Here is a 19174-nt window from a genome sequence, read left to right as displayed (position 1 = left end):
GATCAAATGTGGCGAGGGGGCTTGCCCCCGTTCGGCTGCGAAGCAGTCGTAAATCCTTGGGGATCGCGGTGACTGGTTTGGGGCCGCTTCGCGACCCAACGGGGCGGTGCGGCGTTCCGACAAGCCCCCTCGCCACAGGATACTGTCCACCATCCATCCAGCGTCATCTGCAACCAGTCAAACACAGCTGCGTAGGCGGCGCTGTCCTGTGGTTCTCGGGGCAGCGGCGATTCATCGGCAAAATGCTCATTGAGGATCGCCACCGATTCAGCATTCCATTCCGGGTGGAACTGCAGCCCCACCCGCGTCGGGCCAACGTGATACATCTGCTGCTCACAAACCTCGCTGCTGGCCAGCAACTGCGCAGCGGGGGGCAGATCGATCGCGTCTTCATGCCACTCCAGCACCTTCAGCGTCTGGCCATCGGTAAAGGTCACGGTAGTCCAGCCGGTTTCGGTGTGAGCCATCCGCCGCACATTGCCGCCCAGGCTCAGCGCCAGCAACTGCGCCCCCAGGCAAATCGCGAACACCGCCGCGCCCTGATCCAGGCTGCCCGCCAACCACTGACGCTCTGTTTTCAGCCATGCCGGCCCGGCACCTGATTCATAAGGCCCACCCAATAGAATCAGCGGTGCCGCGCTCACCGGCGGCAACTGACCGAGGTCGGCGCGAAACACGTTCAGGGTAATGCCTCGGGACCGGGCCCATTCGGCAATGGCGCCGGGGCCTTCGGCAGGATGGTGCTGGATCAGATTCAGCGCGGGCATCACGTTTCTCTTGTGGGGGCGGTTGGTGGGTCAATGTGAGGCAAAAAATGGTTCATCGCCAGTGCGACGCTTCGATCGGATCAGTACCCGAAAACGTGTAGGTTTTGTCTGAAGCAAAGGATTGTCCTACAGTCCTTGCACCACCTCGGAGCACACTTCAAGTGCCTCGAATCCCTCGGCTTCTTTTTTATAAGTATTTGTCGCCTAAACACAATTTGCCCTCCTGTAGCCGCTCTAGACTGCCGGCCACTTCGGTCTTCACTGGCCGAAAGTTGCCAATCGAAAGCTGCCAATAAAAGCCTCCGCACACAGGAGTTATAAATGAAGAAGCGAGTGATGTTCGGTGCCCTGGCACTGTCGATGTTGTCCCTGACCGCCGTGGCCGAAGACGCCAAACCGATTCGCCTCGGGATCGAAGCCGGTTACCCGCCATTCTCGATGAAAACCCCCGACGGCAAACTCACCGGTTTCGACGTGGACATCGGTGACGCGCTGTGTGAACAGATGAAAGTGAAGTGCACTTGGGTCGAGCAAGAGTTCGATGGCCTGATCCCGGCCCTGAAGGTCAAGAAAATCGACGCGATCCTGTCGTCCATGACCATCACCGACGACCGCAAGAAGAACGTCGATTTCACCATCAAGTACTACCACACCCCGGCGCGCTTCGTGATGAAGGAAGGCACCAACGTCAAGGATCCACTGACCGAGCTCAAGGGCAAGAAAGTGGGTGTACTGCGCGCCAGTACCCATGACCGCTTCGCCACCGAAGTGCTGGTGCCGGCCGGCATCGACCTGGTGCGTTATGGTTCCCAGCAGGAAGCCAACCTGGACATGGTTGCCGGTCGCCTTGACGCGATGCTGGCCGACTCGGTCAACCTGGACGACGGTTTCCTGAAAACCGATGCCGGTAAAGGCTTCGCGTTTGTCGGCCCGACCTACGAAGACGCCAAGTACTTCGGCGGTGGTGCCGGTATCGCCGTGCGCAAGGGCGATAAAGAGCTGGCAGACAAATTCAACACTGCCATCACTGAAATTCGCGCCAACGGCAAGTACAAGCAAGTGCAGGACAAGTACTTCAACTTCGATGTTTACGGCCATTAATACGCCGTAGAGAAGTGGCCACCGTGGATGCGGTGGCCATTTTTTCACGCTGGACTTTGTGGGTGCGAGCAGGCTCGCTCCCACAAGAATGGCCTCATCGCACAGATATTCAGGAGTCCCCATGCAACGCATCGATCATTCACTGCCCTGGAGCCATCTGGGGACTGAACGCACGCTCAGCGTGTTTCGTTATGGCGCGGGTACTCGCAAGGTTTACATCCAGGCCAGCCTGCACGCGGACGAACTGCCGGGCATGCGCACCGCCTGGGAACTGAAGAAGCGTCTGGCCGAGCTCGAAGCCCAGGGGCAACTTCAGGGCATCATCGAACTGGTGCCGGTGGCCAATCCCATCGGCCTCGATCAGCACCTGCAAGGCAGCCATTTGGGCCGCTTCGAATTGGGCAGCGGCAAGAACTTCAACCGCTCGTTCGTTGAACTCAGCGCACCGGTGGCTGAGTTGATCGGCGATCAATTGGGGGGTGACGCCCAGGCCAACATCGTACTGATTCGCCAGACCATGGGGCAGGTGCTCGATGGATTGCCGGCACCGCTTTCGCAATTGGAAGCCATGCACCGCTTGCTGCTGCGCCACGCCTGCGAGGCCGACATCACCCTCGACTTGCATTGCGATTTCGACGCGGCGATTCACCTGTATGCCTTGCCGCAGCATTGGCCGCAATGGCGCTCCCTGGCGGCTCGCCTGAAGGCCGGGGTGGCGTTGTTGTGTGAGGATTCCGGCGGCAGCTCTTTCGATGAGTCGTGCTCTACGCCGTGGTTGCGCCTGGCGCGGGCCTTTCCTGAGGCTGCGATCCCGCCGGCCAACCTGGCGACCACGCTGGAGCTGGGCAGCATGGGCGATACCCGGGTCGATCAGGCCCAGGCCAATTGCGAGGCGATCCTGGGGTTCCTCGCCGAACAGGGTTTCATCACCGGCACCTGGCCGGCAGCGCCAAGCGAATGCTGTGAGGGCCTGCCGTTCGAAGGCACCGAGTACCTGTTTGCACCGCATCACGGGGTGGTCAGTTTCCTGCGCAATTCAGGTGAATGGGTGGAGCGGGGCGATGCGTTGTTTGAAGTAGTCGATCCGTTGAGCGACCGGGCCACCACCGTTTGCGCCGGAACCAGCGGCGTGCTGTTTGCCATCGATCGCGGGCGCTACACACAGCCTGGCACCTGGCAGGCGAAAGTCGCCGGACGTGAGCCGATCCGGGTCGGGAAACTGGTCAACGACTGACGTCCCGACGCGATTCAATATGTAGGCGCTGCCTTCTGCGGGGGCGCGGTGCATCAGAGGGAAACGGTGCATCGGCGGGAAGAGATGTTAGGCTCTGTCCCGAATCCTGCGCGCTGTGAAGGAAGGTTTATGTTGAAGTTTCTCGCTCTGCTCACGCTCCTGGCGTCCACCGCCGTCCACGCTGAAATCCCGCTACGCACCGATCTGCCGCTCAAGTACCTGGAGCAGGCCAACGTTGAATCCCGTAACCAGCCCTTGGTGATTTTCCTGCACGGTTATGGCAGCAACGAGCAGGACCTGTTCGGCATCAAGGATGAATTGCCGCCGCAGTACACCTACCTGTCGGTGCGGGCGCCGATGACGTTGGAAGAGGGCAGTTACCAGTGGTTTCGCAAAAAGGGCGAGGGTGCCTATAACGGCGAGACGGACGACCTGAAGACCAGCAGCCAGGTGCTGCTGGATTTCGTCGCACAAGCGGCAAAGAAATATCACACTGAAACGGACAAGGTTTTCCTGGTGGGTTTCAGCCAGGGCGCGATCATGTCCTATGAAGTCGCGTTGCGTCATCCCGAGGCGGTGGGCGGCATTGCGGCGTTGAGCGGGCGCATCCTGCCGGTGCTCAAGTCCGAACTCAAACCGGATGAAAAACGCCAGTCGCTGGCGATTTTCATCGGTCATGGCACCGCCGACAAACGCCTGCCCTACACCGACGGCACCGAGGCCGACAGCCTGTTGCAACGCCTGTCACTCAAGCCCGAGTTTCATGCCTACGAAGGTGTCGGCCACAGCATCAGCGCCACCGAGATGCAGGATTTGAGCGCCTGGTTGCAGCGCCTCAATCCCTGAGCCGGTCGGGTTTATTTGCCGGTGATGATCTGGTTCACCAGCGTTTCGTGGCCGGTTTTGTCGTTGGGGCGGGAGATGACCTGAATGATGGCCATGCGAGTGCCAGAAGCGGCCATCAGCGAGGTGTCGAGGGTCATGCCGCCGCCCTGGGTGGCGGTGCTGTCGATCTGTCGCAGGCCCAGCCCCGTGCCTTTTTGGGTCAGGCTTTTTTCGCTCAGCTTGTTGAAGTCCGGCAAGGCATTGCGTTGCTCGGTGGCGAAGGCGGACACGGTGGAATCGAGGAATTCACCGTCGTTGTCCTTGACGTTGACGCCGCCGGGAATGGTGTTTTCGGCGGCGATCACTACGGTTTTGGTCGTCTGGTTGGTGTACATCGTACCCGTCGCCCCGGCGGTACCGGTGGCCGCGTCGCCGGCCGGCAGCGGATTGGCGATGAAGCCCTTGGGCAGGGTGAAGGTGAACTTGCCGCCGAGCATCGAGACCTTCTGGGTCGGCGCTTTGTCGCTGGTAGTGGCCTTGGCCGCCTGCGCATTCAAGGCCCCCAGGCTGGCAGCCGCTGTCAGCAGCAGAACAATGGCTTTTTTACTCAACAATGACATTCAAACTCTCCGTGGGATGGTCGCGCTATGACGGCGATCATCCCACGGATCGCGATTTGTAGCAGCAGCCTCGCAAGCTCGACAGCTGCTACACAAGGCGTGTGGTGATCATCGTTGCCGTTCGTTGAAACGATAGGGCGCTGGGCGCAATGCCCGTTGTTTAGTCACCAACAGCATCCCGAACGAGGCGCCTATCCCCAATGCGAATCCCATCCAGCCGAACCTCGGCAACGCCAATGCCAGCACCAGGCAAAACGCCGCGAACGAATACATCCCGGTTGCCGTAGCCCTGAGCAACGCCGCCGTAAACGCCGGACCGCGAGTCTGCTGGGAAAATACCGCCATCACACTGCCCAGCACCGGGAACACTGCAAGCAACCCGCTCCAGCGCTCGCCGACGGTGCTGGCCAGCAGCGTCACGGCCAACGTGAGCAGGGCGCCAGCCATCATGCGCAGCAGCAGTTTGTCGGATTTGGGCGCCGGGCCTGAAACGACGGGTTGCACCGAGGGAAACAGGTACGGTGCGGCCAGCAACGCGGTGGCGGCGGCGATCACCGAGAGCGCCAGCGATGGCGGGATCAGCGACAGCACAACAGCCACCGACGCCCAGACCAGCAGCGCCATCGTCAGTGCCCACGACCAGCTCAAGCGTTGTGCGACCTGGGCATACGTCACGCAGAATGCAATCATCGCGAACATGGCTGACAGCGCCGCCGTTGCCGCTTGAGCGGCGAACACATGGCCTTGCTCGATGGCGAGGAACAACAGAATCGGCCCGACCACCACCGGCAACCCCGACAGCCAACCGGCCACGCTCGGTCCCCAGCGTTTACCGGCCAGGGAAATCAGCAACAGAAACCCCGGAATCACCAGCAGCTTGAGCATCAGCACGCACGCATCTCCATTTGTGTGTGCCGGTCACGTTAGCATTGCGGGCGATGGATTGCTTAAGGCGGTTTCTGCGCAAGCGTTGAGCGCCTACACCCGGGTGCGCGAAACGTCTAAGCTGCGCGCTCCCACCTGTTGACGGATGCTTGCGTGAAATTCAGTTTGCCCAAAGTCGGCACCGCGCCGTTTTGCCCACCGGAAGTGGCCGGCACGGTTGCCGTTGACCCTGGTGCTTCGTTCTTCAAGCGCGTTCTGCGTTTTGCCGGCCCCGGTTTGCTGGTGTCCATCGGCTACATGGACCCGGGCAACTGGGCCACGGCCATCGAGGCCGGTTCGCGGTTTGGCTACAGCCTGTTGTTCGTGGTGTTGCTGGCGAGCCTGGCGGGGATGGTGGTGCAGTGTTTGTGCTCGCGTCTGGGCATCGCCACCGGGCGCGATCTGGCGCAGTTGTGCCGGGAGCGCTACAGCACGCGGACCGCACGGACCCAGTGGCTGCTGGCGGAAATTTCGATCATCGCCACCGACCTCGCCGAAGTGCTCGGCTGCGCCTTGGCATTCCACTTGCTGCTGGGTTGTTCGCTGACGTTTGGCATCGCGCTCACCGCGTTCGACACGTTGCTGGTATTGGCCCTGCAAAACCGGGGTTTTCGTCGGCTGGAGGCGATCATGCTGGTGCTGGTGGGCACTATTGGCGCGTGTTTCTTCGTCGAACTGCTGCTGATCAAACCCTATTGGCCGGACGTCGCTCGCGGTTTCACACCGTCACTTTCGGTGATCGGCGATGCGGCGCCGTTGTACCTGGCCATCGGCATTCTCGGGGCCACGGTGATGCCGCATAACTTGTTCCTGCATACCTCGATCGTGCAGACGCGGATGATCGGCAAAGACCTGGCCAGCAAGCAGGACGCGGTCAAACTGGCGCGCATCGACACCATCGGCTCCCTGGCGCTGGCACTGCTGGTCAACGCGGCGATCCTGATTCTTGCTTCGGCGGCCTTCCACAAGACCGGGCACACTGACGTGGTGGACATCCAGGACGCCTATCACTTGCTCGATCCATTGGTGGGCGGGGCGTTGGCCAGTGTGTTGTTTGGTGTGGCGTTGCTGGCGTCGGGGCAGAGCTCGACCTTCACCGGCACCATCGCGGGCCAAGTGATCATGGAGGGCTACCTGAACCTGCGCTTGCCCTGCTGGCAACGGCGCTTGATCACTCGCGGGCTGGCGCTGATCCCGGCGTTTATCGGCGTGTGGCTGATGGGCGACGGGGCAATCGGCAAACTGCTGGTGTTGAGTCAGGTGGTACTCAGCCTGCAACTGCCGTTCGCGTTGTACCCGTTGATTCGCATGACCAACGATCAGACGCTCATGGGGCCGTTTGTGAATCGGCTGCCAACGCGGGTGTTGGCTTGGGGATTGTTTACGGTAATCAGTGCGGCCAACAGCTGGTTGATTTTGCAGTTTGTGGGCTGAGTCATTCTTTTGATCTTCACCCCCGCTCAAACGCCTCAACCAGATAATCGATAAACACCCGGGTCTTGGCCGGCATCAACGTGCGGCTCGGGTAATACAGCGAGATCGATCCCGCGTCGGCATGCCAGTCCGGCAACAAGCGCAGCAGTTCGCCGTGCTGGATATGGGCGATGACATCGGGCGACACCAGCAGCGTCACACCAAGGCCGAGCAGGGCCGCTTCACGCATGGCGGCAGGGTCATTGAGCACGATGTTTTCACTCAGCTCGGCGCTGGCTTCATTGCCCACGCTATCCCGCATCACCCATTGGCGCACCCGCCCGGTGCGAATGCCGCGCATCACAATGCCGTTGTACTGAGCCAGGTCCGCCGGGCTGCTGGGCAGGGTGCGTCCGGCCATGTACGCCGGTGAGGCCACCGCCACCACATCCGCCGCTGCCAACGTCCGCGAGACGACCCCGGGTGTCAGCTCGAAACCGCCGCCGATGGCGGCGTCATACCCTTCGGCGATCAGATCGACCTGGCGGTTTTCAAAGTGCCATTCCAAGCGAATCAGCGGGTAGCGCGCCAGAAATTCCGGTAACAGCGGCAACACGTGGTCAATGCCGAACGTCGGCGCCAAGCTGACCTTGAGCACCCCCGCCGGCTCCCCGCGATCACTGGACACCGCACTGATCGCCGTCTGCAGCGCCTGCAGATTGCCGCCGATGCTGGCCAGAAAGCGTTCGCCGGCTTCGGTCAGTGACAGCTTGCGGGTCGAGCGCTGGAACAGCCGCACACCGATATTGCGTTCAAGCATCGCCACGTTGCGGCTGACGGCGGCGGGCGTCAGTGCGAGCAACCGTGCGGCGGCGGAGAAGCTGCCGGTTTCAGCGCTGCGCACGAAAGATTCGAGGTTGGCGAGTGTTTCCATCTCAGACACCTGATATTAATACTTGAAGATCATTCAACTCATTACCGTCTAATAAAGTAGTAATGGCAAGCGCAGTATTCACTCCACCAACCCACTACGGAGTGAACACCATGAGCACTATCGGAATCATCGGCGCCGGCGCCATCGGCACAGCCTTCGCCAAAGCATTGTCCCGTCAGGGCATTGAAGTCGTCATCGCCAACAGCCGCGGCCCGGAAACCCTGGCCTCACTGGTGGAAGAACTCGGGCCGACGGCGCGGGCCGGCACCCGTGAAGAAGCGGCCGCGCAGCCGATCGTTCTGGTCGCGGTGAACTGGTCGAAATTGCCAACGGCACTGGCCGGATTGCCGGATTTCGGCGGGCGGATTGTCATCGACGCGAACAATTCGATCGAGGCGCCATCGTTCAAAGCGGTGGATTTGCAGGGCCGTCCGTCCAGTGAAGTGTTTGCCGAATGGGTACCTGGCGCGCGGGTGGTCAAGGCCTTCAATCACCTTCAAGCGCCTCTGCTTGAGAGTGATCCGGCGGCGGAGGGTGGGCGGCGAGTGTTGTTTCTTTCTGGTGACGATGCCGAGGCCAAGGCTCAAGTGGCAGCGCTGATCGAGCGATTGGGCTTCTTTGGAATCGATCTGGGCGAACTGAGTGTCGGGGCGCGGCTGGTGCAGTTCCCGGGCGGTCCGTTGCCGGTCTTGAACCTGGTGAAATTTGCCTGAGGGCCAGAGGTTTCCAGCCGTTGTGGTGAGGGGACTTGCCCGCGAAAGCGGTGTGTCAGGCGACATCAATGTTGACTGTGCCGCCGTCGTCGCGGGCAAGCCACGCTCCCACAGGTAACCGAGTGCTCTCGGGAGAATGCGGTCACCTGTGTGCGAGCCTGCTCGCGATGAACGACAACGCGGTCTCGGGCTAGCGCTCGATCGCCAATGCCACGCCCTGACCGCCTCCAATGCACAGGGTGGCCAGGCCTTTTTTGGCGTCACGCTTGATCATCTCGTGCAACAAGGTCACCAGCACCCGGCAACCCGATGCACCAATCGGATGACCCAGGGCAATCGCGCCACCGTTGACGTTGACCTTGCTCAGGTCCCATTCCAGGTCCTTGGCCACCGCCAGGGATTGCGCGGCGAAGGCTTCGTTGGCCTCGATCAGCTCCAGTTGATCGATGGACCAGCCGGCCTTGTCCAGGCAACGACGGGTGGCGCTGACCGGGCCGATGCCCATGATCGCCGGGTCGACGCCCGCGTTGGCGTACGCGGCGATTTTCGCCAGCACCGGCAGGCCGAGGGCCTTGGCTTTTGCGGCGCTCATCAGGATCACCGCGGCGGCGCCGTCGTTCAGCGACGAGGCGTTGCCGGCGGTCACCGAGCCGTCCTTCTTGAAGGCCGCTTTCAGCTTGCCCAGGGATTCGGCGGTGGTGCCGGCTCGCGGCTGTTCATCGGTGGCGAAGGCCAGTGGATCGCCCTTGCGTTGGGGGATCAGGATCGGGGTGATTTCATCGACGAAACGCCCGGCTTCGATGGCGGCCACGGCTTTCTGTTGCGAGGCGGCAGCGAAGGCGTCCTGGGCTTCACGGCTGATGCCGTACTTGTCCACCAGGTTCTCGGCGGTGATGCCCATGTGGTAATCGTTGAACGCATCCCACAAACCGTCGCTGATCATCGTGTCGACGATCTGGCTGTGGCCCATGCGCAGACCGGTGCGGGCGCCGGGCAGCACGTAATTGGCCAGGCTCATGTTTTCCTGGCCGCCGGCGATGATCACCTCGGCATCGCCGCAGCGAATCGCCTGCGCCGCCAGATGCAGCGCTTTGAGGCCCGAGCCGCAGACCTTGTTCAAGGTCATGGCCGGTACGGCGTGAGGCAGTCCGGCCTTGATCGCAGCTTGGCGCGCAGGGTTTTGCCCGGCGCCGGCGGTCAATACCTGGCCCATGATCACTTCATCGACCTGCGCCGGGTCCAGATCGGTTTGCGCCAGCAACTGGCGGATCACCGCAGCACCGAGATCAACCGCGGACACATTGGCCAACGCGCCCTGGAAACTGCCGATGGCAGTGCGAGTGGCAGCAACAATCACAACGTCTTGCATGGACGGATTCCTCACTGGGCAGCGAACTGCATTTCCGGGACGTGGTCAGGCACGATCAGTTTGCCGGCGGTCTTGGCGACGATTTCCTCAACGCTCACGCCTGGTGCGCGTTCCTTGAGAATGAACGCGCCGTTGTGGATTTCCAAGTAGGCCAGGTCAGTCAGTACGCGTTTGATGCAACTGGCGCCGGTCAGCGGCAGGCTGCAGCGGGGCAGCAGTTTCGACTCACCGTCCTTGGAGGCGTGGGTCATGGTGACGATGATGTTGTCCGCACCGGCCACCAGGTCCATCGCGCCGCCCATGCCCTTGACCAGTTTGCCGGGGATCATCCAGGAGGCGATGTTGCCTTCGACGTCCACTTCGAACGCACCGAGCACGGTCAGGTCGATGTGGCCGCCGCGGATCATCGCGAACGATTCGGCGGAGGAGAAAATCGACGCGCCGATACGCGCGGTCACGGTTTGTTTGCCGGCGTTGATCATGTCGGCGTCGACTTCGGCGTCGGTCGGAAAGGCGCCCATGCCGAGCAGGCCGTTTTCCGATTGCAGCATGACTTCCATGCCTTCGGGGATGTAGTTGGCGACCAGGGTCGGAATGCCGATGCCGAGGTTCACGTAGTAGCCGTCCTGCATTTCGCGGGCGACGCGCTGAGCCATTTGTTCGCGGGAAAGTGCCATAGTTGTTATTCCTTCATTCGGTCCGGGGGCAGGGGATCACTTACGCACGGTGCGCTGTTCGATGCGCTTCTCGAACGTGCCGCAAATGACCCGGTCGACATAGATGCCAGGGGTGTGGATCTGCGACGGGTCCAGCTCGCCGGGTTCGACGATTTCTTCGACTTCGACCACGGTGATCTTGCCGGCGGTGGCGGCCAACGGGTTGAAGTTCTGGGCGGTGTGGCGATAGACCACGTTACCGAAATGGTCGGCTTTCCAGCCTTTGACGATGGCGAAGTCACCGGTGATGGATTCTTCCATCAGGTACTGGCGGCCCTTGAATTCGCGCACTTCCTTGCCTTCAGCGACTGGAGTGCCGACGCCGGTGGCGGTGAAGAACGCCGGGATGCCGGCGCCGCCTGCGCGCATTTTCTCGGCGAGGGTGCCTTGGGGGGTCAGGACGACTTCGATTTCGCCTTTAAGCAGTTGGTCTTCGAACAGTTTGTTCTCGCCGACGTAGGAGGCCACCACTTTGCGGATCTGCCGGTCCACCAGCAGCACGCCGAGACCGAACCCATCGACGCCGCAGTTGTTGGAGACCACGGTGAGGTCACGGGTGCCCCGGTGCTGGATCTCGGCGATGAGGTTTTCCGGAATCCCGCACAGGCCGAAGCCGCCGGAGATCACGGTCATGCCGTCTTCAAGACCGGCCATCGCTTCCTCATAGGAATACACGCGCTTGTCGAACCCTGCCATATGCACCTCTTTTATTCTTTGTGGGCGGCTGGCTAGCCGGATGGGGAGGGAGTGTCTCGCCACAGGATTTATTTGTTAAGTTGATTTTTAAGGTTGATTGATAGATAAAACTCACCAATGAGTGCGCGCTACGTTGGAGACAGTGGCCATGACCGTTAAACAGATCCGCGCCTTCCTGGCCGTGGCCCAGAGTTTGAGCTTTGCCGTGGCTTGCGAGCGGCTGCACCTGTCCCAATCGGCGCTGAGCCTGACCATCAAGGCGCTGGAGGACGGCCTGGGCGGGCGCCTGTTCACCCGCAATACCCGCAACGTCGCACTGACCGCCGAGGGTGAATCGCTGCTGCCACTGGCCCGTCGGCTGATCGCGGACTGGGACAATGCCGAGGATGAACTGCGCCAACGCTTCACCCTTCAGCGTGGCCGCGTGACGCTGGCGGCGATGCCGTCGTTTGCCGGCAACCTGCTGCCGCCGATCCTCAAGACTTTCCGCGCGCGTTATCCCAAGGTCAACGTCACGGTGAACGACGTGATCAACGAGCAGGTGTTGGAAATGGTCCGCGACCGCCAGGTGGAATTGGGCGTGGCGTTTGAGCCGACCCAGAGTTCGTCGCTGCAATTCACCCCGTTGTACATAGACCGGTTTGTGGCGGTGGTGCCGCTTGATTCACCGCTGGCGGACCTGAGCGATATCGATTGGCAGACGTTGCTCAAGGAACCGTTCATTACCCTGCAGCGACCGTCCACGGTGCGGGTGATGCTCGAAGAGCACTTGCAGGCGCGGGGCATGAAGTTGCCGGTGGAGTTTGAAAGTCATCAGTTGGCAACGGTCGGGCGGATGGTGGCCAGCGGACTGGGCGTAAGCGCGGTGCCAGCGTTGTGCGCCGAGCAGATGCGCGAGTTGGGCGCGCGTTGTATCACCTTGCGCGACCCGGTGGTGGAACGGGCGATCGGGGTTTTGACGACCGGGCAAGAACTGTCGGCGGCGGCGCAGGCGTTGTTCGATATTCTCAAGGCTGAAAACCTTGGCGAGCGTCTGAGTTGATCACGGTCACCTATGAGAGCGGGCTTGTGTGGCGAGGGGGCTTGCCCCCGTTGGGGCGCGAAGCACCCCTAAAACCAATCACCGCGATCTTGAATTTAGAAAGCGGTGACTGGTTTTACGACTGCTTCGCAATCGAACGGGGCGATGCGGCGTTCCGACAAGCCCCCTCGCCACACAAGCCCGCTCCCACAGGATCCGGTTTCATCCGTTGCATCCGGGCAGACCAACCTGCCCGGGTGATGAGCCGGGCGTTATTTACGCGCCTCCAGAATCAGGTTGAACGGCGTTTCCGTGGCTCGCCGGAACTGGGTGAACCCCGCCTCGGTGAAGACCTTGCGCAACCGTGCCTCGCCTGCCTGGGCACCGAGCCCGAGGCCGACCTCCTGGGACAGCGAGTTGGGTGTGCAGATAAAGGTCGAGGCGGCGTAGAACAGCCGTCCCACCGGGTTGGCGTTCTCGTCTAGCGTGTCGTTGGCGAAGGGCTCAACCAACAGCACCGTGCCGTCGGGTTTGAGCGATTCATAGGCATGCCGTGCCGCGCCCACCGGGTCACCCATGTCGTGCAGACAGTCGAAATAGCAGATCAGATCATAGTCGTCGCCCGGATAGCTCTTGGCGGTGCCCTGGAAGAACCGTGCCCGTCCGGACACGCCACCTTCTTCGGCGCGCTGGGTGGCGACGGTGATCGAGGGCGCGTGGTAATCGAAACCGACGAACCGCGACTCGGGGAAAGCCTGGGCCATGATCACGGTCGAGGCGCCGTGGCCGCAGCCAATGTCCGCCACTTTCGCGCCAGCCTCCAGTTTGGCGACCACCCCGTCGAGCGCCGGCAGCCACTCGCTGACCAGATGCGCCTTGTAGCCTGGGCGGAAGAACCGCTCGGTGCCGCTGAACATGCACGGATGGTGATCGCCCCAGGGCAGGGCGCCGTTGCCGCGCATGGCGTTGACCAGTTTGTCCTTGTCATGAAAAAACGACGCAACCACCGCCATACCGCCGGCCACATAGACCGGTGAGTCTTCGATCGCCAGCGCCAGGGCTTGCTCTTCAGGCAGGCGGAACTGGCCGTCGCGGTGTTCCATGTAACCGGAGGCCGCGTGGGCGCTGAGCCATTCACGCAGCAGGCGGGTGTTGCAGCCGGTCTTCTCGGCGAGTGCTTCGGGGGTGACTGGCTGACTGTCGGCCATGGCCCGGTACAGGCCGAGTTCTTCGCCGAGGATGACGTTGGCGAGCATCGCCGCGCCGCCCATGTCGCTCACCAGTTTGCCCATGAAATCATTGAGTCTGGCCTCGTCCATCATGTGTGCTCCTTCAGCAGGATCACGGCCCGCAGGCATTGTTTGTCGAGGCATGCACCTGTGGGCGGTGATCGTGGGAATGAACAGGACGATAACCGCGTCCTGGCTCCCCTACGGGGGTAATCAACAAGTCTAGTTCGTGTATCCCACTGTATCTGGCTGCCTGTCCGATACAGTGCGCTGAGAAGAGGGGCGTTTGCGCACACAGACCCGACACACCGAGGCGCTTGACTGGGCCTGCCGGCCGGCACTGAGTGTTCAGGCGCTGGAGACCGGATCCCAGGATGAGATCGACACCATGCAAATTCCCCTCACATCTGCACAGGCGACCGTCGGGCTAGGCTTGCGCCGCGGTTTGATGAACGACCTTCAAGCAGCCTCGGCGGGCGCTTTCGACTTTCTGGAAGTCGCGCCGGAAAACTGGATCGGCATCGGCGGCGCGCATGGCGCGGCGTTTCGTGCCCTGGCCGAACGTTATCCGTTGTCCTGCCACGGCTTGTCCTTGTCGTTGGGTGGGCCGGCGCCGCTGGACGTAGGCTTCCTGCAAGAAGTGCGGGTTTTCCTCGATCGCTACAAAGTGCCGCTGTACAGCGAACACCTGAGCTACTGCAGCGATGACGGGCATCTTTACGATCTGCTGCCGTTGCCGTTTACCGAGGAAGCGGTGCACCACGTCGCCACCCGAATTCGTCAGACCCAGGACATTCTCGGTCGGCGCCTGGCGGTGGAAAACGTCTCCTACTACGCCGCGCCGCAGCAGGACATCGACGAACTGACGTTCACCAACGCAGTACTGCGCGAAGCCGATTGCGACCTGCTGCTGGACGTCAACAATGTCTACGTCAACTCGATCAATCACGGTTTCGATCCGCAGGCGTTTCTGGCGGGTATCGACGCGGGGCGGGTGGTCGCGATGCATGTGGCGGGGCATTTCGACGAATCCGACACCCTGAAAATCGACACCCACGGCGCCTCGGTCAAACCAGTGGTCTGGTCGTTGCTGGCCGAGGCGTATGCGCGGTTCGGGGTACAGCCGACGCTGCTTGAACGGGACTTCAATTACCCGGCGTTCTCTGAACTGGTGAGCGAGTTGCAGACCATTCGCCGACTGCAGGAGGAGGCGGACCGTGGATAAACCGACGCTGTATCAGCAGCAAGACACCTTGACTCGCTACCTGCGCGACCCCGACCACTGCGCACCGCCTGCCGGGATGGACGTGGCACGGGCGCAGGTTTATCGCGATCTGGTGTTCTCGAACCTGTCGTCGTTGCTCAGCGGCACCTTTCCGGTGTTGGTGAGAATACTGGGGGACAGTGACTGGCGTTCTCTGGTGCGAATCTTCCTGCGGGACTACCGCGCTCACACGCCAAAATTCGGCGAGATCGCCCGGGAGTTTGTCGAGTTCCTCGCATCGATGCCGCTGGCGCTGAACGATGGGCCGTGGCCACCGTTCATGGTCGAGCTGGCGCATTACGAATGGGTCGAAATGGCCCTGCAACAATCCGACGCCGAGCCGCTACCCGCCGGTGACGCAGGGCTGCTGCTGGATCAACCGTTGCAGGTTTCGCCACTGGCCTGGCCGTTGGCCTATGGCTGGCCGGTGCAAAAAGTGGGGCCGGATTATCGGCCGCAAGTGCCACCGACTCAGCCGACATTGTTGTTGGTGCGTCGGGCTGAAGACTGGAGTGTGCGCTTCTCCGAGCTGAGCCCGTTGGCGTGGCGGTTGTTGCAGCGGATCGGGGAGTTTCCTGAGCTCGATGGGCGGTCGCAGCTGGAAGGGCTGGCGGTGGAGGCGGGGATGGCCGGGTCGCTGGAGTTCATCGACAGCGGGGTGGCGTTGCTGCGGCAGATGCATGGGGACGGAGTAATCGGCATAGCGGCCTTTAGTCGCTGCTAATAAGCGAATCGCCCTACATCCATTTCCACCTTTCCTGACTTCATTTCTGATTGATCCCCCGCAAAGTCCCCGCGCCTAATTTTCTGCGCAAGGGATTGCTTATGTTCGACTCCTTTTCTCCAGTCGCTGCCTGCTTTTCGGTGCGTTGATGGAGCACATCGCCCGTATCGAGCAGGAGCTAGACCGTTTTCCGGACTCCCTGACGCTCTACCGCAAACAGCTTAAGCGTTGGTTCAACCAAACGGCGGACATGGCCAGCCGTGCCGCTGATTTGCCGTCGCTGATGGACATGGAACGCAAAATCAAACTGGGCGATACCAGTAAGTCCGTCAGCAGCAGCGATGACGATTTTTTCTCCAGCGTTGCGCAGTGTCCCGACGGCGGAATTCTGCAGATCGAGAGCAAGTTCGAGTCGGTTTACGACGTTCCGTTGGGGAATATTCAGGTCGATGTCATTGCGGTGGATGGCGGTAAGTCGACGCCTGTGACGCTCAATGAACGTGGCAAGGGAGAGTTCACCGGTACACCCGGCAAGTTCTACCGCGTTCATGTTCACAACGAAGTCACCCCGGATCAGGTACATAAGCTGTTTTCCTCGTACGACGGCCTGACGAAGGAGCTCGACAGCTGGCTGCGTGATGAATGGCAGACGTTCAAACCGAAGTGGTCGGAATCGTCTTCGGTTGCTGTAGGCAATGGAATGCTCGCGGGAAGTTGGGCGGCAATTGAAGGAGTGTGGGACGGCATCGGCCTGCTTTCGGACATTCTCAAGGATCCGGCGAAGTTTGGAGAGCGGTTGGGCGAAAGCGCCGCAGAGCTGGAGAAGCTCGCCAAAGCCGCACCGGATGTCATGGAAAAAGCCCAGTTGCTAGTCAGTGACGAAGCGGCGCTGTGTCTGCTGGTGCGCTGCGCCAGCCTCTGGCTCGACATGCTGCCACCCAGCGAAATTGCCGGCAAAACCGCCGAAGCGGTGTCGATGGTGGTGGTGCAGCTGCTGATCGATATCCTGATTGGCCTCGTCCTGACGTTCGCCGGGGCGGGCGCCGGCATCGCCTATCTGACGATGCGTTTGGCTGATCGAGCTGCGCAGTTGCTCAGTGCCGTTGTGCGTCTCGTGAAGGCGATTTTCACGATCATCAATAACTTCATCGGCTACGTCGACCGCTACAAAAAAGTCGCCGCCCGCGGTATCGCCGCAGGGATGAAAAAAGGTCGGATGCAACTGCGTTGGGATGCCAGGCGCAACACCACTCTCAAGCAAAGCGAACACCGCGACGACGCCCCGGATCAGGCGAAAAACCCCAATGGCGACAGCGCCGATTGCTCGGCACTGACCTGCACCAACGGCTGTCCTGTGTCGATGGTCAGCGGCGAAGAACTGCTGACCCTGACCGACGGTGCGCTGGACGGGCTGCTGCCGTTTGCCTTCACCCGGTTGTACCGCACCAGCGCGGTGGAGATAGATTGCGGGCTGGGCTGGGGCTGGAGCCATTCGCTCGCCCATCGACTGGAGATCGACGGCGACCAGGTCATCTGGATCGACCACGAAAACCGCCGCACCACGTTCCCGCTGCCGAATCACGAACGCCCGGCCATCCACAACAGCCTGTCGCGCGCGGCGATTTACCTCGGCAATGACCCCGAAGAACTGATCCTCGCCCAGGCCGGCGACGACACACGGTTCTACCACTTTCACAACGGTCGGCTGACGGCCATTAGCGACGCCTACGATAACCGCCTGCGCATCACCCGCGACCGTCAGGAACGTATCCAGCGCTTCGACAACGGAGCCGGTCGTGCCTTGCTGTTGCGCTACGACCGCGCCCACCTGATCGCTGTCGACTACCAGTGTTTCCGCCCGGCCCAGACCCTCGCCGAGGCGTGGCACACCGAACAAACCTTAGTCAGTTACCACTACGACGAACGCGATCAACTGATCGAAGCGAGCAACGCCGCCGGGGAAAGCGAGCGTTACGACTACGACGACCAGCACGTAATTTTGCAGCGGCAACTGGCCGGTGGCGCAAGTTTCTTCTGGGAGTGGGAACGGTCTGGCAAGGCGGCCATATGTATTCGCCACTGGGCGTCGTTTGCGCAGATGGACACGCGCTATGTCTGGGATGACCAGGGCAGCGTCACGGTCCGGAACATCGACGGCAGTGAAGAGGTTTACGTCCACGATGATCGGGCGCGGCTGGTGCGACGGGTCGGGCTGGACGGCGGCGAACAGCTCAAAGCCTATGACGAGCAGGGCCGATTGGTCGCCGAGCAGGATCCGTTGGGGGCCGTCACCGAATACCGTTACGACGACGTCGGACGGTTGGTGGCGCTGATTCCGCCGCAAGACGAACCGACGTCCTACGAGTATCGCAACGGTTTCTTGCACGCGCGCTATCGCGGCAAAGCGGTGTGGACCTACCGGCGCAATGCCCAGGGCGATGTCACCGAGGCGACCGATCCGGACGGTCAGGTCACCCATTACCACTACGACCCTCAGGGCAGGTTACTGTCGATCCGCTACCCGGACACCAGTCGCCATGTCTTTGTCTGGAATGCCTTGGGCCAGTTGCTCGAGGAAACACTGCCGGACGGTGGGCAGCGAGCGTTTTCCTACGATGCGCTGGGGCGGCAGACGACTCGTCAGGACGAACACGGTGCGGTTACCCAGTACCAATGGGATGCCGTCGGCCGACTGATCCAGACGACGCTGCCCAGCGGTGCCACCCGCGGGTTCAGCTACAACGCCTACGGCAAGATCACCGCCGAACGCGATGAACTGGGCCGCGTCACCCGCTACGAGTACGTCGACGATTTGCACCTGGTCAGCCGCCGGATCAATCCCGACGGCACCCAGCTCAAGTACCGCTATGACAATGCGCAGCTGCTGCTGACGGAAATCGAGAACGAATCCGGCGAACACTATCGGCTGGACTACACGCCCAGCGGCCTGATCCGACAGGAAACCGGCTTCGACGGTCGCCGCACCGCGTACGCCTACGATCTCAATGGGCACCTGCTGGAGAAAACCGAGTTCGGTGATGACGGCTCGCAGCTGGTGACGGCTTACGAGCGGGATTCGGCCGGGCGCTTGCTGGTCAAAACCTTGCCCGACGGCATCCAGGTCCAATACCGCTACGACTCGCTGGGCCGACTGACCAGCGTCGACGACGGCCACGATCATCCGCTGGAATTCGAGTACGACCAGCAGGACCGCCTGATCACCGAGCATCAGGGCTGCGGCACCCTGCGTTATGGCTACGACGCCTGCGGCCAGCTCAACCGCCTGCGCCTGCCGGACGGCAGCAAACTCGACTACCACCACGCCAAGGGTGGTGCGCTGACGGCCATTGACCTCAACGGCGCGCGGCTCACCAGCCACCAGTTCGTCTTCGGCCGCGAACAGCAACGCCAGCAAGGACAACTGACCAGCCAATACCACTACGACGAACAAGGCCGGTTACAAGCCCACGCGATCAACCAGCAAACCCGGCCGCTGTACCTGCGCCACTACAGCTACGCGGTCAACGGCAACCTGGCGACCATCGCCGACAGCCGTCACGGCCAGCGCAGCTACTACTACGACGCACTCAACCGCCTGACCCGCGTCCGCCACACCCGCGACGA

16 protein-coding genes and 1 pseudogene are annotated in these 19174 nt (G+C 61.6%); 9 read left to right on the top strand and 8 right to left on the bottom strand.

Going from position 1 to position 19174, the window contains the following annotated elements:
• Positions 1–137: 137 nt before the first annotated feature.
• Positions 138–767: pseudogene (locus tag AF70_RS29140) on the bottom strand (type 1 glutamine amidotransferase); the annotation flags it as partial.
• Between the two features lie 321 nt (positions 768–1088).
• On the opposite strand from AF70_RS29140, the gene AF70_RS29135 reads away from it, so the two are divergent.
• The 3 genes from AF70_RS29135 to AF70_RS29125 all read left to right on the top strand — a co-directional run bounded on the left by AF70_RS29135 (position 1089) and on the right by AF70_RS29125 (position 3948).
• Positions 1089–1868 carry an ABC transporter substrate-binding protein gene (locus tag AF70_RS29135; protein ID WP_018928073.1) on the top strand — a complete coding sequence of 260 codons (780 nt, stop codon included), beginning with the start codon at positions 1089–1091 and terminating at the stop codon, positions 1866–1868.
• Between the two features lie 121 nt (positions 1869–1989).
• Positions 1990–3102, top strand: coding sequence for a succinylglutamate desuccinylase/aspartoacylase family protein (locus AF70_RS29130; RefSeq protein ID WP_019582139.1), 1113 nt, complete (start codon positions 1990–1992; stop codon positions 3100–3102).
• Between the two features lie 129 nt (positions 3103–3231).
• Positions 3232–3948 (top strand): alpha/beta hydrolase, encoded by a 717-nt coding sequence (locus tag AF70_RS29125; RefSeq protein ID WP_019582140.1) that lies wholly within the window; start codon positions 3232–3234, stop codon positions 3946–3948.
• A gap of 11 nt (positions 3949–3959) precedes the next feature.
• On the opposite strand, the gene AF70_RS29120 is transcribed toward AF70_RS29125, so the two are convergent.
• Both AF70_RS29120 and AF70_RS29115 read right to left on the bottom strand, forming a co-directional pair.
• The gene (locus AF70_RS29120) at positions 3960–4547 is read right to left on the bottom strand and encodes a hypothetical protein (RefSeq protein ID WP_028940395.1); all 588 of its coding nucleotides are present in this window, start codon (positions 4545–4547) and stop codon (positions 3960–3962) included.
• 108 nt (positions 4548–4655) lie between these two features.
• Positions 4656–5438, bottom strand: coding sequence for a hypothetical protein (locus tag AF70_RS29115; protein WP_028940394.1), 783 nt, complete (start codon positions 5436–5438; stop codon positions 4656–4658).
• Between the two features lie 147 nt (positions 5439–5585).
• On the opposite strand from AF70_RS29115, the gene AF70_RS29110 reads away from it, so the two are divergent.
• A complete protein-coding gene (locus AF70_RS29110) occupies positions 5586–6905 on the top strand; it encodes an Nramp family divalent metal transporter (protein ID WP_028940393.1) in 1320 nt (439 codons plus the stop codon).
• Between the two features lie 16 nt (positions 6906–6921).
• Here the strand turns inward: AF70_RS29110 and AF70_RS29105 are convergent, their stop codons facing one another.
• Positions 6922–7818, bottom strand: a complete 897-nt coding sequence (locus AF70_RS29105; protein WP_018928067.1) for a LysR family transcriptional regulator — start codon at positions 7816–7818, stop codon at positions 6922–6924.
• A gap of 110 nt (positions 7819–7928) precedes the next feature.
• On the opposite strand from AF70_RS29105, the gene AF70_RS29100 reads away from it, so the two are divergent.
• Positions 7929–8531, top strand: a complete 603-nt coding sequence (locus AF70_RS29100) for an NADPH-dependent F420 reductase (protein WP_028940392.1) — start codon at positions 7929–7931, stop codon at positions 8529–8531.
• 190 nt (positions 8532–8721) lie between these two features.
• Here the strand turns inward: AF70_RS29100 and AF70_RS29095 are convergent, their stop codons facing one another.
• Genes AF70_RS29095 through AF70_RS29085 form a run of 3 tightly spaced genes read right to left on the bottom strand, consistent with a single transcriptional unit; the run spans position 8722 to position 11312 of the window.
• Positions 8722–9900 carry an acetyl-CoA C-acetyltransferase gene (locus AF70_RS29095; protein WP_028940391.1) on the bottom strand — a complete coding sequence of 393 codons (1179 nt, stop codon included), beginning with the start codon at positions 9898–9900 and terminating at the stop codon, positions 8722–8724.
• An 11-nt stretch (positions 9901–9911) separates the two neighbouring features.
• Complete coding sequence (locus tag AF70_RS29090) at positions 9912–10577, bottom strand: CoA transferase subunit B (protein WP_028940390.1); 666 nt, start codon at positions 10575–10577, stop codon at positions 9912–9914.
• Between the two features lie 36 nt (positions 10578–10613).
• Complete coding sequence (locus AF70_RS29085; RefSeq protein WP_018928063.1) at positions 10614–11312, bottom strand: CoA transferase subunit A; 699 nt, start codon at positions 11310–11312, stop codon at positions 10614–10616.
• A gap of 148 nt (positions 11313–11460) precedes the next feature.
• On the opposite strand from AF70_RS29085, the gene AF70_RS29080 reads away from it, so the two are divergent.
• Entirely contained in the window at positions 11461–12354 is an 894-nt protein-coding gene (locus AF70_RS29080) for a LysR family transcriptional regulator (protein WP_028940389.1), read from the top strand.
• Positions 12355–12605: 251 nt separating this feature from the next.
• On the opposite strand, the gene AF70_RS29075 is transcribed toward AF70_RS29080, so the two are convergent.
• Positions 12606–13652, bottom strand: a complete 1047-nt coding sequence (locus AF70_RS29075; protein ID WP_028940388.1) for a class I SAM-dependent methyltransferase — start codon at positions 13650–13652, stop codon at positions 12606–12608.
• 298 nt (positions 13653–13950) lie between these two features.
• Here AF70_RS29075 and AF70_RS29070 point away from each other — a divergent pair, with 298 nt between their 5' ends.
• From AF70_RS29070 to AF70_RS29060, 3 genes are all read left to right on the top strand, one after another.
• Complete coding sequence (locus AF70_RS29070) at positions 13951–14787, top strand: DUF692 domain-containing protein (RefSeq protein WP_028940387.1); 837 nt, start codon at positions 13951–13953, stop codon at positions 14785–14787.
• The gene (locus tag AF70_RS29065; protein ID WP_028940386.1) at positions 14780–15550 is read left to right on the top strand and encodes a DUF2063 domain-containing protein; all 771 of its coding nucleotides are present in this window, start codon (positions 14780–14782) and stop codon (positions 15548–15550) included. The genes AF70_RS29070 and AF70_RS29065 overlap by 8 nt, the downstream gene beginning before the upstream one ends.
• A 148-nt stretch (positions 15551–15698) precedes the next feature.
• A partial coding sequence (locus AF70_RS29060) for a DUF6531 domain-containing protein (RefSeq protein ID WP_169342508.1) occupies positions 15699–19174 on the top strand: 3476 nt, incomplete at its 3' end.

Source organism: Pseudomonas sp. KD5 (genome assembly GCF_012932895.1).
GTDB lineage: Bacteria > Pseudomonadota > Gammaproteobacteria > Pseudomonadales > Pseudomonadaceae > Aquipseudomonas.
Note: the sequence above shows the minus strand (reverse complement) of the source record. Positions and strands in the feature narration are given on the sequence as shown.

Coding starts and splice junctions, on each gene's coding strand:
- AF70_RS29070 (WP_028940387.1), top strand. CDS start 13,951: ATGCAAATTCCCCTCACATCTGCACAGGCGACCGTCGGGCTAGGCTTG.
- AF70_RS29090 (WP_028940390.1), bottom strand. CDS start 10,577: ATGGCACTTTCCCGCGAACAAATGGCTCAGCGCGTCGCCCGCGAAATG.
- AF70_RS29135 (WP_018928073.1), top strand. CDS start 1,089: ATGAAGAAGCGAGTGATGTTCGGTGCCCTGGCACTGTCGATGTTGTCC.
- AF70_RS29080 (WP_028940389.1), top strand. CDS start 11,461: ATGACCGTTAAACAGATCCGCGCCTTCCTGGCCGTGGCCCAGAGTTTG.
- AF70_RS29085 (WP_018928063.1), bottom strand. CDS start 11,312: ATGGCAGGGTTCGACAAGCGCGTGTATTCCTATGAGGAAGCGATGGCC.
- AF70_RS29100 (WP_028940392.1), top strand. CDS start 7,929: ATGAGCACTATCGGAATCATCGGCGCCGGCGCCATCGGCACAGCCTTC.
- AF70_RS29095 (WP_028940391.1), bottom strand. CDS start 9,900: ATGCAAGACGTTGTGATTGTTGCTGCCACTCGCACTGCCATCGGCAGT.
- AF70_RS29130 (WP_019582139.1), top strand. CDS start 1,990: ATGCAACGCATCGATCATTCACTGCCCTGGAGCCATCTGGGGACTGAA.
- AF70_RS29120 (WP_028940395.1), bottom strand. CDS start 4,547: ATGTCATTGTTGAGTAAAAAAGCCATTGTTCTGCTGCTGACAGCGGCT.
- AF70_RS29105 (WP_018928067.1), bottom strand. CDS start 7,818: ATGGAAACACTCGCCAACCTCGAATCTTTCGTGCGCAGCGCTGAAACC.
- AF70_RS29125 (WP_019582140.1), top strand. CDS start 3,232: ATGTTGAAGTTTCTCGCTCTGCTCACGCTCCTGGCGTCCACCGCCGTC.
- AF70_RS29075 (WP_028940388.1), bottom strand. CDS start 13,652: ATGGACGAGGCCAGACTCAATGATTTCATGGGCAAACTGGTGAGCGAC.